This is a genomic window from Paenarthrobacter sp. 22069, assembly GCF_052046035.1.
GTDB lineage: Bacteria > Actinomycetota > Actinomycetes > Actinomycetales > Micrococcaceae > Arthrobacter.
In genome coordinates, this window is sequence record NZ_JBQEQF010000004.1 from 179,592 (window position 1) to 195,281 (window position 15,690).

The 15,690-nt window shown below is 67.9% G+C and carries 11 protein-coding genes; 5 read left to right on the forward strand and 6 right to left on the reverse strand.

The window, feature by feature from the left end; genetic code table 11:
- Position 1: 1 nt before the first annotated feature.
- Positions 2–802 (reverse strand): RDD family protein, encoded by an 801-nt coding sequence (locus ACTJK0_RS04825; RefSeq protein WP_440744441.1) that lies wholly within the window; start codon positions 800–802, stop codon positions 2–4.
- A gap of 87 nt (positions 803–889) precedes the next feature.
- On the opposite strand from ACTJK0_RS04825, the gene ACTJK0_RS04830 reads away from it, so the two are divergent.
- Together ACTJK0_RS04830 and ACTJK0_RS04835 are read left to right on the forward strand one after the other, a co-directional pair.
- Positions 890–1,882, forward strand: coding sequence for a stage II sporulation protein M (locus tag ACTJK0_RS04830; protein WP_440744442.1), 993 nt, complete (start codon positions 890–892; stop codon positions 1,880–1,882).
- A 122-nt stretch (positions 1,883–2,004) separates the two neighbouring features.
- Positions 2,005–3,267 (forward strand): TIGR01906 family membrane protein, encoded by a 1,263-nt coding sequence (locus ACTJK0_RS04835; RefSeq protein WP_440744443.1) that lies wholly within the window; start codon positions 2,005–2,007, stop codon positions 3,265–3,267.
- On the opposite strand, the gene ACTJK0_RS04840 is transcribed toward ACTJK0_RS04835, so the two are convergent.
- Both ACTJK0_RS04840 and ACTJK0_RS04845 read right to left on the reverse strand, forming a co-directional pair.
- Positions 3,258–5,087 (reverse strand): AMP-dependent synthetase/ligase, encoded by a 1,830-nt coding sequence (locus tag ACTJK0_RS04840; RefSeq protein WP_440744444.1) that lies wholly within the window; start codon positions 5,085–5,087, stop codon positions 3,258–3,260. The two genes, ACTJK0_RS04835 and ACTJK0_RS04840, sit on opposite strands and share 10 nt — an antisense overlap.
- Before the next feature lie 67 nt (positions 5,088–5,154).
- The gene (locus ACTJK0_RS04845; RefSeq protein ID WP_440744445.1) at positions 5,155–6,804 is read right to left on the reverse strand and encodes a dolichyl-phosphate-mannose--protein mannosyltransferase; all 1,650 of its coding nucleotides are present in this window, start codon (positions 6,802–6,804) and stop codon (positions 5,155–5,157) included.
- 45 nt (positions 6,805–6,849) lie between these two features.
- On the opposite strand from ACTJK0_RS04845, the gene rsmI reads away from it, so the two are divergent.
- Positions 6,850–7,725: a 16S rRNA (cytidine(1402)-2'-O)-methyltransferase gene (rsmI, locus tag ACTJK0_RS04850; protein WP_440744446.1), complete on the forward strand. Its 876-nt coding sequence runs from the start codon at positions 6,850–6,852 to the stop codon at positions 7,723–7,725.
- Between the two features lie 182 nt (positions 7,726–7,907).
- Positions 7,908–9,407: an NAD-dependent succinate-semialdehyde dehydrogenase gene (locus ACTJK0_RS04855; protein WP_110542828.1), complete on the forward strand. Its 1,500-nt coding sequence runs from the start codon at positions 7,908–7,910 to the stop codon at positions 9,405–9,407.
- Between the two features lie 70 nt (positions 9,408–9,477).
- On the opposite strand, the gene ACTJK0_RS04860 is transcribed toward ACTJK0_RS04855, so the two are convergent.
- Genes ACTJK0_RS04860 through ACTJK0_RS04870 form a run of 3 tightly spaced genes read right to left on the reverse strand, consistent with a single transcriptional unit; the run spans position 9,478 to position 14,553 of the window.
- Positions 9,478–11,985 (reverse strand): transglutaminase family protein, encoded by a 2,508-nt coding sequence (locus ACTJK0_RS04860; RefSeq protein ID WP_440744447.1) that lies wholly within the window; start codon positions 11,983–11,985, stop codon positions 9,478–9,480.
- Positions 11,982–13,448, reverse strand: coding sequence for a DUF58 domain-containing protein (locus ACTJK0_RS04865; protein WP_440744448.1), 1,467 nt, complete (start codon positions 13,446–13,448; stop codon positions 11,982–11,984). Before ACTJK0_RS04865 ends, ACTJK0_RS04860 begins: the two co-directional genes overlap by 4 nt.
- Before the next feature lie 7 nt (positions 13,449–13,455).
- Complete coding sequence (locus ACTJK0_RS04870) at positions 13,456–14,553, reverse strand: AAA family ATPase (protein WP_440744449.1); 1,098 nt, start codon at positions 14,551–14,553, stop codon at positions 13,456–13,458.
- A gap of 163 nt (positions 14,554–14,716) precedes the next feature.
- On the opposite strand from ACTJK0_RS04870, the gene ACTJK0_RS04875 reads away from it, so the two are divergent.
- Entirely contained in the window at positions 14,717–15,622 is a 906-nt protein-coding gene (locus tag ACTJK0_RS04875; protein ID WP_440744450.1) for a TatD family hydrolase, read from the forward strand.
- Positions 15,623–15,690: the final 68 nt, after the last annotated feature.

Genomic DNA, 15,690 nt, shown 5'->3' on the forward strand with positions numbered 1-15,690 from the left:
TTCAGTCGCCGAACGGCAGGCGCTGGAGACGCTGCCCCGTTTCCGTGTTCCGGCGGCGTAACTGGGACAACCTGGTGTACTCCCTGTTCCGCCGCTCAGCGACGACGGCGGCCAGAAAGTCATGGGGGCCGGTCCCCGGCGGCGGCGCCGGGGCCACGTGGGCTGACAGCTCTGCTGCGATCGCCTGCGCCATGCCGGCCCTGGAAAAGGGAACCATCCTGCCTGCCTGGCGGATGAACTGGGCCGCCCGGCGGGCCGTTGCGTCAGGGATACGGCCAATGTCCGCTGCAGCGGCCCAGGCCTGCAGGTGGGGCGGGACAAAGACCCGGACGGCCTCGTCAGCAGGCACCCGGCTGCGCACCGAATACGTGCCGGCGAGCAGGTCGCCGAGGCGCCTCGATTTGTCATTGAAGAGCGCCACCGCGAAGGCAAGGCCGCCGAACGTCAGGTAGATCTCCAGGAATCCGGCAAGCCCGCGGATCACAGCGTGCCGGAACCGGACGGCGCCCCCATCGTCGCGGACCACCCTCAGGCCTGTGGCCAGCTTTCCCAGGGAGCGGCCACGGGTCACTGTTTCCACAGCAACCGGCACGACAACCAGGCTGAAGGCCACAGCAGCCAGGCCCAGGGCACGGGCCGCTGCGGGGTCCAGATCCGCGCCGGCGGCGGACAAGCCGATCATGAGCAGGATGAGCAGCACCACATGGACGACGACGTCGATGGCAAGGCCCAGGGCCCGCGCGGCAAAGCTCGCGGGCCGAAGCTCCAGGACTACGGCCTCGCCGGTGATGATCGGGCTCACACTGCGTCCCTGCCCTTCGCAGCTGATGGGTATGGATGGTCGGATAGCGGACGGTCAAAGTCTAATGCCGGGCGTTAGGCTGTAGCGGTGGACATGGATGCCTTCGCCGCCGTCAACGCGGATAAATGGGCGCGGCTGCAGGAACTTGCCGGGAAGGGCAGGCTCAGCGGAACCGAGGCCGACGAATTGCTGGCGCTCTACCAGTCAACCTCCGGCCACCTGTCCCTGGTCCGCTCCATGGCCCCCGAAAGCGCGCTGTCCGCCTCCCTGTCAGCAACGCTGGCGCTGGCCAGGACCCGCTTCACCGGTGCACGTTCCAACGCCATGGCTGACCTGGCGAGGTTCTTTGTGGCGGCCCTGCCGGCGGCGCTGTACCGCCTGGCCTGGCTTACCGTGGCCTGCGGAACGGCCTTCGTGATCATCGCAGCAGCGTACGCCGCCTGGATAGGAACATCCGCCGAGGCGCTCCGTGCAGTGGCCTCCGAGGCCGCGGCCGCCCAGTACGTCGACCAGGACTTCATCAACTACTACTCAGAAAATCCGGCCGCGTCCTTTGCCGGTGCCGTCTGGACCAACAACGCCTGGATCTGTGCCCAGGCGGTGGCTTTGGGTATTACCGGGGTCTGGGTCCCGATGATCCTCTTCGGCAACGCCCAGGGCGTCGGCATTGCCGCCGGAATATTCGCGTCAGCCGGAAAATCGGACGTGTTTTACAGCTACATCCTGCCGCACGGACTGATGGAACTGACCGCAGTCTTCGTCGCCTGTGCCGCCGGCCTCCGGATCTTTTGGGCCATGGTGGCGCCGGGACCCCGGACCCGGGGCCGGGCGGTGGCGGAGGAGGGCCGGTCGTTGATCACCGTAGCCCTCGGGCTGGTCCTGGTGCTGTTTGTCTCCGGCCTGGTGGAAGGGTTTGTCACTCCCAGCCCGCTTCCTGGCTGGGCCCGGATCGGGATCGGCGCGGCCGTCCTGGCCGCGTATTGGCTGTACGTCCTCGTGTTCGGCAGGCGGGCCGTCCTTGCCGGGGAGCGCGGAGACCTTCGCCGCGAAGATGCGGGCTACACGGAAATCGCTGCCTGAATCGTTGTAATCCTGCCGGGGTGGTTCCTCGCCCCGTGCAAGTCCCGGACGGTAGGCTCGACAGGAGAATGAATCGCGCCGGCACTGGGACCGGTGCGGAACCCAACGGAAGTGACGCTGCTGTGAATGACGAAACACCGGCCCGCGCCAAAAGCGCCACGCCGCAGCCGGAGCCGTTCCTGGACACATCCGGGGATTCCGACGAGCCCGCGTTCTCCTGGCTGACACCTGCCGGCGGGGATGCGCCTGGCAACGAAAAAGCTGTCAATGACAAGCCGGTTGGAAGCGGTCCTGCGAAGGGCGGAGGCCGGGCTGAAGCCGAAGGAACCGTGCCGGCCACCCCTGAACCCGCCACAACTGAAGCGGCCCCATCGGGAGCCCCCAAGGCCGGAGCTGAAACCGGCAAAACCCTGCAGCCCGAAAGCCGGGCCGACCGGAAGGCTGCGGAAGCCGCCGTCGGGTCCTCCGCCGTCGAAAGTCCTGCACCCGCGTCTTCCACCGCGGCCCGTCCTGCGGCCGGCTCCCCGGCCGCTACTGCTGCCGCCGGTAATCCTGGGGGTGCCGGTTCACCGGTCTTCAAGGAATCCCTTCCCACGTCCGCGCTGCACGTCCGCCCGCCGGAGGAGGAAGTGGCGCGCCGCAACGCCCAGCGGGAAAGCGCCGCGAATGCCAAACCGGTGGCGCCGCGCGTCATGCAGGTCCTGCTCGCCATCATCTATCCGGTGATCCTCCTGGTCCTGGCCGTCCGGGCCGTGACCAGCCCGCTCTTCCTCTGGGTCGAGTACAACCGGCAGGGCTTTCCCGGTGACGGCTACGGCTTCAGCACCGACGACAGGATGACGTACGGCTCATACGCTGTGGACTACCTCAGCAACTGGGCCGGCCCCCGCTACCTGGGCGACCTGGTGCACCGCGGTGGCGAGAAACTGTTCAAAGACGGCGAAGTCAGCCACATGGCGGACGTCAAGGCGGTGATCCTGTCCACGTTTGGTGCCGGGACGCTTTTGCTCCTCCTGGCCTTGATCGCCATCCTGTACCTGCGCAAGCGCAGCACCGGCGGCATCCGGCGCGGCCTCTTCGCCGGATCCATCATCATGCTGGTCCTGATCCTGGGCCTGGGCACGCTTGCAGTGCTGGGCTGGCAGCAGTTCTTCACCGAATTCCACCGAATCTTCTTTGCCGATGGGTCATGGACCTTCAGCCTGGATGACACGTTGATCCGGCTGTTCCCCAGCCAGTTCTGGATGGATGCCGGCATCGCCATCGCCGGGTTGGTGCTCCTGGCGTCCGTCGTGACGCTGGTCTTCACCTGGCCCACACGCCGCCGGCGCGGGGTTGCGCACGAAGCCAAGCCGGCCAAGGCCGCAACAGTGGATCAGCCGTAAATTTCGGCGATCTCCGCCTGGAACTCCTTCACGACGGCGGACCTCTTCAGCTTGAGCGAGGGCGTCAGGTGACCGGACTCCACGCTGAACTCGGTGTCCAGGAGTTTGAAGCTCCGCACCGATTCGGCCTTGGACACCATCTGGTTGGCCAGGTCCACGGCCTCCTGCAAGGCCGCCAGGACCTGGGGGTCGTCCATGGCTTCGCTGAGGGGCAGTGGCGGCAGGCCCCGCTCCGACCGCCAGTTGGCGACGCCTTCCGGGTCCAGGGTCAGCAGGGCTGATACGAAGGGCTTGCCGTCGCCCACCACCACGGCGTGGGCCACCAGCTGATGGGCGCGGATCTTCTCCTCCAGCGGCCCCGGGGCCACGTTCTTGCCGCCGGCCGTTACCAGAAGGTCCTTCTTCCGGCCCGTGACCGTAAGGAAGCCGTCCTTGTCCAGCTCGCCCAGGTCGCCCGTGCGGAAGAAGCCGTCCACGAATGCCTCTGCCTGGGCCGCCGGGTTGCGGTGGTAGCCCCTGAAGACGCCGATTCCCTTGACCAGGATTTCGCCGTCTTCCGCCACGCGGATCGTGGTGCCCGGCACGGGGATGCCCACCGTTCCGACTTTGGTGCGGGACGGGGTGTTGGCGGTGCACGGAGCCGTGGTTTCGGTCAGTCCGTAACCCTCGAGGACGGGAATGCCCGCGCCGCGGAAGAAGTGCGCGTCCTCGGAGGCCAGGGGACTGGCACCGGAAACGGTGTACCCCACCTCGCCGCCGAGTGCCTGGCGCAGCCGCGGATAGACCAACCGGTCATAGACCCCGTGCCGGATCCGGCTCAACAGGCCCGGGCCCGGCCCCTCGCCCCGGCTGTGCCGGTCCTGTTCCCGGGAGTAGTCGATGGCAGCAGCTGCCGCGGCCTCGAAGAGCCTGCCCTTGCCAGCCACGGCGGCCTTGTGCGCCGCCGTTGCCCTGACCTTCTCAAAGATGCGCGGCACCACCAGCAGGAAGGTGGGCCGGAACGTTCCAAGGTCCTCGAGCAGCTGGGCCGCGCCCGGCGTATGTCCCAGCGTTGCGCCGGCGGCCACGCACACCACCTGGACAGCCCGGGCCAGCACGTGGGCCAGGGGCAGGAACATCAAGGTGCGTGACGGGCCCTCCTGCAGTATCTCGGGCAGGAACGCCACGATGTTCTTGGCCACCAAGGCAAAGTTCCCATGGGTGATCTCACAGCCCTTCGGCTTACCCGTGGTACCCGAGGTGTAGACCAATGAGGCGAGGTCAGCCAGGCCGGCGCGGCTGCGCTGCCGCTCCAGCTCGGCGTCGCTGACACCGGCGCCCGCCGCGGCGAGGCTGGCAAGGTCCGGGGCCTCGCCGTCGTAATCCATCCGCACCACATTGACCAGGCGGTCGCTGAGCTCGGTGGAACCGGCGACGACGTTGGCGACCAGCTGCACCGTTGCCCGGTCGCCGGCGAAGACGCGGCGGGCCCCTGAGTCCTGGAGGATCCACTCCACCTGGTTCGGGGACGACGTTTCGTAGATGGGTACCGTGACCCCGCCCGCGAACCAGACCGCGAAGTCCACCAGCGTCCATTCGTAGGAGGTGGGGGACATCACGGCCACAGTGTCGCCGGGTTCCAGTCCGCCGGCGATAAGCCCCTTGGCAAGCGCGCTGACGTCCTGGAGGAATTTCTGCACGGGCACGTCCACCCAGCCGTTGGGCCCTTTCCGCCGGTACAGGGCGCGGGTTGGGTTGGCGGCGTGCTGCTCCAGCAGCAGGTCAGTCACGTTGCTGTTGGCGTCCAGCTCCACCAGCAGTTCCGTGCTTGCTTCTCTCACAACAGGTCTCCGTTTCCGCTGCCACGCCGCGGCAGCGGCTCCTTCAGGTATCTGTTGCCATCCTGCCCTAGATCCAGGACGGCATCCACATCCGGACTTTCCAGTCGACGTAGGGAATTACTTCTGCGGTCCAGATCGGGTAGAAGAACGCCGACAGCAGGGCGGCAGCGGCCAGGAACAGGACCACCAGGTAGAGTCCCGAGCGCCGGCGCCAGGGCGGGTCCGTGGCCCTGCCCAGGACCAGCCCGAGGCAGTAGACCAGGGCCAGGACCAGGAACGGCTCGAAAGAGACCGCGTAGAAGTAGAACATGGTCCGTTCCGGGTACATGAACCACGGCAGGTAGCCGGCGGCGACGCCGGCCAGCACGGCCCCGGCACGCCAGTCCCGCCGTCCCGCCCACCAGAAGAGCAGGACCACCAGCGCAATGGCGGCCGTCCACCAGATCAGCGGATTCCCGACGGACAGGATGGCCGAGGTGCACTTTTCCACCGCACAGCCCGGCGTGCCCTGTTGCGGGGATTCATAGAAGAACGACGTTGGCCGGCCCATGACCAGCCAGCTCCATGCGCTCGCCTGGTAAGGGTGCTCCGAGCTGAGGCCCTGGTGGAACTTGTACGCTTCCAGGTGGTAATGGGCCAGGGACCGGACAGAATCGGGGAGCCATCCCCACTCTGCCGACGGGTTGCTTTCGGCCCAATGCCGGTAGTAGGCGTTGTCCGACAGGAACCAGCCGGTCCAGGTGGCGGAGTAGACCATCCCTGCCACGGGGACCATGCTGAGGAACGCGGGGATTCCGTCCCGGATGACGCCGCCGCTGATCCAGCCCTGGACGCCTGCCACCCGCCGCGCGTTGAGGTCCCACAACACGGTGAGAAGGCCGAACGCGGCGAGGAAGAACAGGCCGGACCATTTGGTTCCCACGGCCAGGCCCAGGCACACGCCGGCGGTTACCCTCCACCACCGCACGCCCAGCCACGGGCCGGCCAGCAGCGCCCCGGCCGGCGGCTGCCCGCCGTTAGCGGCCGCGGCCCGCGCCAGGCGTGCGGCAAGCCGCCGCCGCCCGTCGTCGCGGTCCATCAGCAGTGCGCCGAAGGCGGCAAGGATCCAGAACGTGAGGAAAACGTCCAGCAGTGATGTCCGGGACATCACCAGGTGGTGGCCGTCGATGGCCAGGAGCAGCCCGGCGGCTCCGGCCAGCGGCAGGGAGCGGAACAGTTTCAGGGCGATCAGCGCGACCAGGAGAACGGTAAGCGTGCCGGTGAGCGCCGCCGCGAAACGCCAGCCGAAGGGATTCCCGGGCCCGAAAAGCCACATGCCGGCCGCGATCATCCATTTGCCTACCGGCGGATGGACCACATACTCGGCAGTATTCAGCAGGACATCGGGATTGCCGGCGTTGAAGGCATCATTGGCTTTGTCCGGCCAGCTGCGTTCGTAGCCGCTGATGAGGTACGAATAGGCGTCCTTGACGTAGTACGTCTCGTCGAACACCAGCTTGTGCGGCACCTCGAGGCGGATGAACCGGAGGAGTCCGCCGGCCACCGCCGTCAGGACGGGGACCAGGATGAACCAGAGCCGAAGCGACGGCGGGTAATCCCGCCAGGCGGGGCCGGGGCCGATGAGCCGTGCGCGCAAGGCCTCGAATGTGTATGCCTCATCCGGCCGGCTGATCCAGGGCCGCGCGGGCCGCGTCGAGGTCTGCGTCACGAGCCCCATGCTACCTTTTGCGGCTGGAAGACCAGGCCGCAGTAGGCTTGGGAGGTGGATCCGAACCCGAGCACCCTTTCCGAACCCGGCCCGTCGACCGCGGGGAGGATCGTCCTGGCCGCCACACCCATCGGCAACACCGGTGATGCCTCCGCCCGCCTGGTGGAACTGCTCGGCACGGCGGACATCGTTGCCGCCGAGGACACGCGCCGCCTCCACCGCCTGGTCCAAAGCCTGGGTGTTGCCGTCACAGGCCGCGTCATCAGCTACCACGAGCACAACGAGGCCACCAGGACTGCTGAGCTCCTCGACCAGGTGCGCGCGGGCAGCACCCTGCTCATGGTGACCGACGCCGGGATGCCGGCGGTGTCCGACCCGGGCTTCCGGCTCGTTGAAGGCGCCATCGCGGCGGGCCTTCCCGTCACGGCGGTTCCCGGTCCCTCCGCGGTCCTCACGGCACTGGCGCTCTCCGGCCTGCCAACGGACCGGTTCTGCTTCGAGGGGTTCCTGCCCCGCAAGGCCGGTGAGCGGGCTTCCCGGCTCGCGGACCTGGCCGGGGAGCGCCGCACCATGGTGTTCTTCGAGGCGCCGCACCGGCTGGAGGCAATGCTGCGGGCCCTGCGGGAGAAATTCGGCCCGGAGCGCCCCATCGCAGTGTGCCGGGAACTGACCAAGACATATGAGGAAGTCATCCGCGGCACCGTGGATGAACTTCTCCAGTGGGCGGAGGGCAACGAGGTGCGCGGCGAGATCGCCGTGGTGGCCGGCGGTGCCCCCGAGCAGGCTGCCGGTACCCCGGAGGACCACGTGGCCGCAGTGAACGGGCTGGTGGCACAGGGCATCCGGCTGAAGGAAGCCGTCGCCGCCGTCGCGGAGGATGCCCGCGTCAGCAAGCGGGAGCTGTACTCAGCGGTCCTCGCCGCCCGGTAGGGGCTTGCGGGCACCACCTTCCACCCCTGTGCAGCTGCACAGCAAACCGGTGACTCCGCAGTGCGCGCGGGCGTAGACCACCGGGGTGCCCCGCAGTAGTCTGGCTGTTAATCAGCCCCATGATCCCGGTCACTCCGGCCGCGGCAACGGGCTGCCACAACCCTACTGACGAGGGAGTCATTGTGACTGTCACTGCACAGCCGGCCGTAACCGCCGAACGCGAAACCAGGCTTTTGGCCTCTGTTCCCACCGGACTGCTGATCAATGGTGAGTGGCGGGAGGCCGCTTCAGGCAAGACGTTCGACGTCGAGGATCCCGCCACCGGGAAGGTGCTGCTGAGCATTGCCGACGCCGGCCCCGAAGATGGTGCCGCGGCCCTGGACGCGGCCGCCGCGGCCCAGGAATCCTGGGCGAAGGTTCCGTCCCGCGAACGCGGCGAAATCCTGCGCCGGGCATTCGACCTGGTGACTGAACGGGCCGAGGACTTCGCCCTGCTGATGACCCTGGAAATGGGCAAGCCGCTGGCCGAGGCCCGCGGTGAAGTCACGTACGGTGCCGAGTTCCTGCGCTGGTTCTCGGAGGAAGCCGTCCGTGCCTTCGGCCGCTACTCCGTCTCACCGGACGGCAAGTCCCGCCTCCTGGTGACGAAGAAGCCCGTCGGCCCTTGCCTGCTGATCACCCCGTGGAACTTCCCGCTGGCCATGGCCACCCGCAAGATCGCCCCGGCCGTCGCAGCGGGCTGCACCATGGTGCTGAAGTCGGCCAACCTGACGCCCCTGACATCCCAGCTGTTCGCCGCCGTGATGCAGGAGGCCGGCCTGCCCGCGGGTGTCCTCAACGTCATCCCCACCTCCACGGCTGGTGCCACCACAGGGCCCCTGATCAAGGATTCGCGCCTGCGCAAGTTGTCCTTCACCGGCTCCACCGAGGTTGGGCGGCGCCTGCTCGCCGATGCCTCCGGGACCGTACTCCGGACCTCCATGGAACTGGGCGGCAACGCACCGTTCCTGGTCTTCGAGGACGCTGACCTGGACGCCGCCGTCACCGGAGCGATGGCCGCAAAACTGCGGAACATGGGCGAGGCCTGCACCGCTGCCAACCGCTTCATCGTCCACGAGTCTGTTGCTGCCGAATTCGCCGAGAAGTTCGCCGCGAAGATGAGGGAAATGACCACCGCCCGCGGCACCGAACCCGAGTCCAAGGTGGGACCGCTGATCGACGCCAAGAGCCGGGACAAGGTCCACGAGCTGGTGTCAGACGCCGTTGCATCCGGCGCCAAGGCAGTGGTAGGCGGCGGCCCCGTGGAGGGACCGGGCTACTTCTACCAGCCCACCATCCTCTCCGGGGTCACCGAGGGAACCCGCATCCTCTCCGAGGAGATCTTTGGCCCCGTTGCCCCGATCATCACGTTCAGCAACGAGGACGACGCCGTACGGCTGGCCAACAACACCGAATACGGCCTGGTGGCCTACGTCTTCACCAAGGACATCAACCGCGGCATCCGGATGGGTGAGCGCCTGGAGACGGGCATGCTGGGCTTGAACGCCGGAGTCATCTCCAACGCTGCGGCACCCTTTGGCGGCGTGAAGCAGTCCGGCCTGGGACGCGAAGGCGGCCTGGAGGGCATCGAGGAATACCTCTACACGCAGTACATCGGCATCGCGGACCCCTACGCCGGCTAGTCCCGGCGGTTTCCGAACCGAAAGCAACCCTCACGTGCCGGCCGGGCTTCCCCGGCCGGCACGTTCGGTTTTAATGCCCTGCCGCCCTGCGGCCGCCGTCGTGCCTTCCCCGCGGTGAGCCTGGCCGGAATACCGCAACAATGCCCGCCGCCTTACGGATTGCCGCGCGGGCCGCGCTGAACGGCAACCTGGCCAGCAGTCCAAGCCGCCGCGTCACGGATGGCGGAAGCCAGGCCGCCGCCAACCGCCTGGGCAGTGTCGCATTTGCCTGGAGCGAAGTTTCCACTGCTGCAATTCCCGCCGCAAAGTCCTGTCCGGGCGTGCCCGGTGCGCTTCGCGTGTCCGGGGGATGGCTGTCCGCGGGCCGGCCGTACCGGTACTGCTCGAAGGCTGTGGTCAGGAAGATGACGGCCTCGTGCGCCTCCCGGTCCATGCCGCCGGACTCGCCGAGCAGCTGGTCCCGGAACCGGACCGAGTACCCCCGCGGGGTTTCGCTCTCTCCGGCCGGTACTCCGTAATCCATGCCGAGGTCCCGCAACTCGCTCCACGCCAGCGGAACGGCCTGGTCCGGGCGCCGCGGACGCAGCCGGCGCGAGCGGATGCCCGTGCGCGCCAGGTGCGGGGCAGCCGCCAGCAGCACCAGGCCCGCTGCACCGGCGCCGCCAAGGATCCAGGGCATGAACTGGGCGCTGTCGCCGCCGCTGCCGCTCCCGGCACCGGGAACAGCCGGTGCCGTTGCGCTGGGGGACAGACTGGGCGCCTGGGCAGCATCGGGAATGAGGCCGTCATTGTTGCCCAGGGAATCGGGGACGGATGGGACGGATGCCTCGGTGGCGTAGTCCGGGACCACCCCCCGTGACGGGGTTGGCTCGAACTGGACCCATCCGAGCCCCTGGAAATACAGCTCCGGCCACGCGTGGGCGTCGCGGGCGTCTGCTTCGTACTCCGGCAGGGCGCCCTGGCCGGCTACCGTTACCGTGGCCCCCGTCAGCCTGCCGGGGGCATACCCTACGGCGATCCTGCTGGGAATTCCCTCCAGCCTGGCCATCACGGCCATGGCAGAGGCGTAATGGATGCAGTAGCCGCTTTTCTGCTGGAGGAAGTCCGCCAGGACGGAGAGCCCGTTTCCGTCGTAGCCGCCCTGCACCGGCGACTGCAGGGAGTACGTGAACTCGGCAGATCGCAGGTACCCTTGGATGGCCATGGCCTTTTGGTACGGCGTGCCGGCGCCCCCTGCGACGGTCTGCGCAGTGTTCTTGACAATGTCCGGGACGTTGCCCGGGACCCTGGTGAAGACGTCCGGGATACCCCGCACGGGTGCCGAGGACTGGGCCAGCAGCGCCGCGGTGAGTTTGGGTACCGCCGAGGTGACCGTGTACTCCTGCCGCCGGGTAGTGGTGTCCGTGCCTTTGATGCTCAGTGTGGCTGGATCCCATGTCCATTGCCCGCCGAGTCCGCGCACGGTCTCAGGCGCATAGGGGACCGGCAGGTAGGGGCTGGTGAAGGATCCGGCGTCGATGGCCGTGACCAGCCGCACCTGCTCGTCGGCCAGGACCGCATAACCAGGATCAATCCGCCCATCCAGCGGCAGGCGCGACGCCGCCCTGTCATCCGGTCCCCATGAGTCGCCGTCGAAACTGTCCACCGTCACCGAGCGCAGGTAGAGGGGCACGGGGGATGTGGTGCCGTAGGTGATCCGGCCGCTTCCGTCAGGGGTGCGGAGGCTGTTGCCGAGCGTGATCATGGGATTTAGGCCGGTGGTGGTGCCCCACGGATTGATCCGGGATCCCTGCGGGAACGTGCCATGGTCGAACCCGGGGATGGCCAGTGGAAGTACCAGGGTGGCGGCCATGGCCACCGCGCCGGTCAGTGCGGCGCGGCGGAGCAGGCCGGGGCTCCGGGTGGAGCCGCCCTGGAGCCTGCCATCCGGGGCAAACCATTGGCTGCACGCGAGGATCAGCAGGTATCCGGCCGCGGTGGCAACGAAGCTCAAGACTCCCGCGCTTTGCGGCTTGATCATGGCAGGAACCACCAGCAGCGCCAGCAGGCCTGTGCCGCAGGCGGCCGGCATGGCAAGGGGAACCGCCAGGGCGTCGACCAGGATCACCGCCAGGCCAAGCACGGCGCAGACCACCATGACGATGCCGGCATTGGGTGCCACGGGGGCAGTTTCCCCGAGTACGGTTTCACTGGCCCGTCTGATCAGGCGGTCCAGGTCCGGGAAGGTGGAACTGGTGGGGAAGACCCAAAGGAAACTTGAACTGCGGAAGAAGGTGAGCGTCAGCACGGCGCCTAATGCAACGAATCCTCCCGCCGTGACCAGCAGGGGATGCGCCCGGACCGACCGAAGTGCTGCCAGGGTGAACGCCACCACCAGTACCGTGGTCAACGCCGGCCAGTACCAGTTCCAGCCGCGCAGGACACCGTTCAGGGACAGTGCAGCCCCGCAGAAGGCCACCGCGATGGCTGCGGCCATGGCCCACGGGTAGGCTCCCCACCGCAAGCGGCCCGCGGCAGGCTCCGGTGGCGGTGTCGCATGCTGCCCTGCATCCGTAGGCCGGGCCGGTGCCATGGTCATGTCGCCACCCCCGCTCCCCGCCGGACCTCGGAAACGGGCGCGGCCGGCAGGGCGGGATCCTGGTCGAACTGAACCCACGCGGCAGCAGTCGGTGTCCGGGGGGCCACCGCCACAGCCCGCCAGCCCCCTTGGTGAAGGACCGCCAGGACGTCCCGCGACTCTGCCGGCCGTTCCACCACCACCATGGCGAACGCGTTGGTGCCATAGGCAGCGGCCGGCGCCAGGGCCAGGGCCTCTTCAGCGGTGATACGGCCCAGGACGGCGATGATGGGACCCCGCATCCGGTGCGCGGACAGCTTGTCCATCAGGCGGTCATCGAACGCCGGCGGTCCCGCCTCGCTGTCCGCCGACGAGCGGCCCGGTGCCGCCCCGCGCTGCCCGGCATCCCTGCCCGTGAGGTCCCGAACCATGCCGGCACGGTGTTGGTGGGACGTGCCGGACAGGTGGATGGCGGCCAGGCTTTCGGCTATGGACTGCAAACCTGCCGTCCCGCTGTACTCCTCGGCCGCCGGTTCGGGCGAAGAAGGCGAATGCAGGAACGCGGGATCCCCGCCGGTGTCCAGCACCCGAAGGCTGTAACTGCGTTCAGTGAGGTGCGCGCTGACGGACATGGCGGCAACAACCGACCACTCGAAGGTGTCGCTGGTGGTCCTGGCATGTCCGTCCTGGCCGGCCAGCCCCGGCATTGCGGTTCCGGGGCCGCCCGCGAAGGCACCGGACCGGTGGTCCAGGATAATGGTGGCCTCCGGAGTGGTGACGGATTCCTCCTGCCGGACCATCAGCTCCCCGTGCCTGGCCGTAGCCGGCCAGTGGACCCTGCGCATCGGGTCTCCGTGGCGGTACTCCCGGGTCATGACGTCGTCATCGCTCGGGTTGGCGCGGACGCGGGTGGCGGTGACGCCGTCGCTGCCGCGGGCTCCGGCCAGGCCCGTGGCAGGAAGCACGACGGCGGCAGGCGTCACGGTGAGGATGTCGCCGTCGTCAATTGCCTGGCGGTGCAGCGAGAGTCCAAAGGGGTCGGTGAACTCGGCTGTGACCGGCCCGATCCGGAACTGCCCCCGGTGCCTGGACGTCAGGTGGTATTCGTAGCGGCTTGTGCCACCGGAGGCGGAGCGCGACGGGAACCGGAAGGATGGTGCCTGGCCGAACTGTGCGGGCAGACGCTCCTCCATGGCAACCCGCCCGCTGCCCGGGTCCGTCCTGGCCACCGCCAGGTGCACAGTGGCAGGAGCCGACGTTTCGACGGGGGAGGGGTCGAATTCCCGGTAGACCCGGAACCGGGGCTTGACCAGCCGGACCCCGGCAAGGGAAACCACCGGCAGGACCAGCAGCAACAGCGCCAGCGTCAGGAGATCCCGGCGCCCCATGACCTGGGCTGCGGCCAGGGCGAAGGCCCCGGCCGCAAGCATGCCCCAGCCGCGCCTGGTAAACAGGTGCCGCGGAAGCCTGTCCAACAGGGCCATGGCTGGCCTAGGGGTTCCTGCTGCCGGCGGCGGCCGTCCGTGCGGCTTGCCCGGGTTGGCCCTGCGGCACGGGCAACCGGGACAGGATGCCGCGCAGGACGCTGTGCGGGGTTTCGCCGGACCCGGCAGCCTTGCGGTCCAGGATGACGCGGTGTGCCAGGACGGATTCGGCGACATCGCCTACGTCATCCGGCAGGACAAAGTCGCGGCCATCCAGGGCGGCCGTGGCCTTGGCGGCCCGCAGCAGCTGCAGCATGGAACGGGGGCTCGCACCCAGCCGCAGCAGCGGACTCTCCCTGGTGGCCCTGCCCACCGACACGGTGTATTCCTTGACGGCCTGGGAGACATAGACCTGCTGGACGGTAGCGATCATGGCGGCCACGTCCGATGCCGTGACCACAGCCGAGACCTTCGCCAGCGGCGAGACTGCCTGGTGGGTTTCCAGCATCTCGATTTCGGCGTCCCTGTCCGGGTAGCCCATGGATATGCGGGCCATGAAGCGGTCGCGTTGTGCCTCCGGGAGGGGATAGGTTCCCTCCATTTCGATGGGATTCTGGGTGGCCACCACCATGAATGGTTCGTCGAGCTTGTAGGACGTGCCGTCCACCGTGACCTGGTGTTCCTCCATGCATTCGAGAAGGGCAGACTGCGTCTTGGCTGATGCCCGGTTGATTTCGTCGCCGATGACGATGTTGGCAAACACCGCCCCCGGCCGGAATTCAAAGAGCCTGGAGGCCTGGTTGTAGATGGACACCCCGGTGACGTCGGACGGCAGCAGGTCGGGAGTGAACTGGATGCGGTTCACGGTGCAGTCAATGGTGCGGGCCAGGGTTTTGGCCAGCAGGGTTTTACCGACGCCGGGCACGTCCTCCACCAGGAGGTGTCCCTGCGCGAGGAGCACCGTCAGCGCCAGCCTGGCAGCATCGGACTTGCCGTCGATGACGGTGTTGACCGTGTTGAGGATGCGCTGGGCCGCCGCGTGGAAGGAGCCAGGGTCCATGGCCGGCGCACGGTGCCCGTTCAGGTGGCTGACGGAATCTGCGACACCGGCAAGGTTGAGGTTCGGCGCGGCTGCACTGTTGGGAGTGCGTCGGTGGGGTTCCATCGGCAACCTTTCAGCCCGGGTTTCACCTGGACGGGACAGCAGGCCTGCCTTCGCCCCTCGGTGGGCGTGCGCGTGTGTTCGTTCCAGACTACTAACACAACTGCCGTGCCTGACAGAGAGTTCCGGCAAATATGTGGCTGCCGGCGGCCGATAGGCTGGATGGATGTGCGATTCGTCGATCCCAGCTGCCTACCGGCTCCCCGCCGAAGATGGAACTCCTGGCTCCGAAGCGGGCCGCCGGAAGGATTTCCCGCCCGCGCCCGAACCGTTGCCCGTGCCCGTCATGGACAACCACACCCACCTGGACTTCCCTGAAGGCAACGGGCCGGTGGGAATCAAGGCTGCCCTGGACGCAGCAGCCGCGGTGGGCGTGCAGGGCGCAGTGCAGGTGGGCTGCGACCTGGAATCCTCACGCTTCACCGTGGAGGCCGTGGACCGCGACGAACGGCTCCTGGGGGCCGTGGCGCTCCACCCCAACGATGCCCCGCACTATGCGGCCCGGGGCCAACTCGAGGAGGCGCTTGCCGAGATCGAACGCCTGGCAACTCATCCCCGGATCCGGGCCATCGGCGAGACCGGCCTCGACTTCTTCCGGACCGAAGGCGAGGGACTGCGCCATCAGGAATACTCGTTCCGGCGGCATATCGACATCGCCAAGCGGCTGGACCTCACGCTCCAGATCCATGACCGGGACGCGCACAGCGACGTGGTAAGGGTGCTGCAGGAAGAAGGGGCGCCGGAAAGGGTGGTGTTCCATTGCTTCTCCGGTGACAGGGAACTGGCAAGGACCTGCAACGAACAGGGCTGGTGGATGTCCTTCGCCGGCACCCTGACATTCCGGAACGCCGGGAACCTCCGGGCGGCGCTCGCCGTGGCGGAGCCGCAGCTCGTCATGGTGGAAACGGACGCCCCGTTCCTGACCCCGCACCCCCACCGGGGACGCCCGAACGCGAGCTACATGGTCCCGTACACGGTTCGGGCCATGGCAGAATTGACAGGCTCCGACCTTGCCGGGCTGTGCACCGCGATCTCCGAAAATACGGTGCGGGCATACGGATCCTGGCACTGAGACCCGCTTCTACATAACAACTAAAATGCATATCTGGTATGCAAAAATGTTGGTCGGTTTATAACGCT

Bases quoted from the DNA above. Each gene is read 5' to 3' on its own strand.
- ACTJK0_RS04845 (WP_440744445.1), bottom strand. From the start codon at position 6,804: ATGGGGCTCGTGACGCAGACCTCGACGCGGCCCGCGCGGCCCTGGATC.
- ACTJK0_RS04860 (WP_440744447.1), bottom strand. From the start codon at position 11,985: ATGACCATGGCACCGGCCCGGCCTACGGATGCAGGGCAGCATGCGACA.
- ACTJK0_RS04865 (WP_440744448.1), bottom strand. From the start codon at position 13,448: ATGGCCCTGTTGGACAGGCTTCCGCGGCACCTGTTTACCAGGCGCGGC.
- ACTJK0_RS04870 (WP_440744449.1), bottom strand. From the start codon at position 14,553: ATGGAACCCCACCGACGCACTCCCAACAGTGCAGCCGCGCCGAACCTC.
- ACTJK0_RS04875 (WP_440744450.1), top strand. From the start codon at position 14,717: ATGTGCGATTCGTCGATCCCAGCTGCCTACCGGCTCCCCGCCGAAGAT.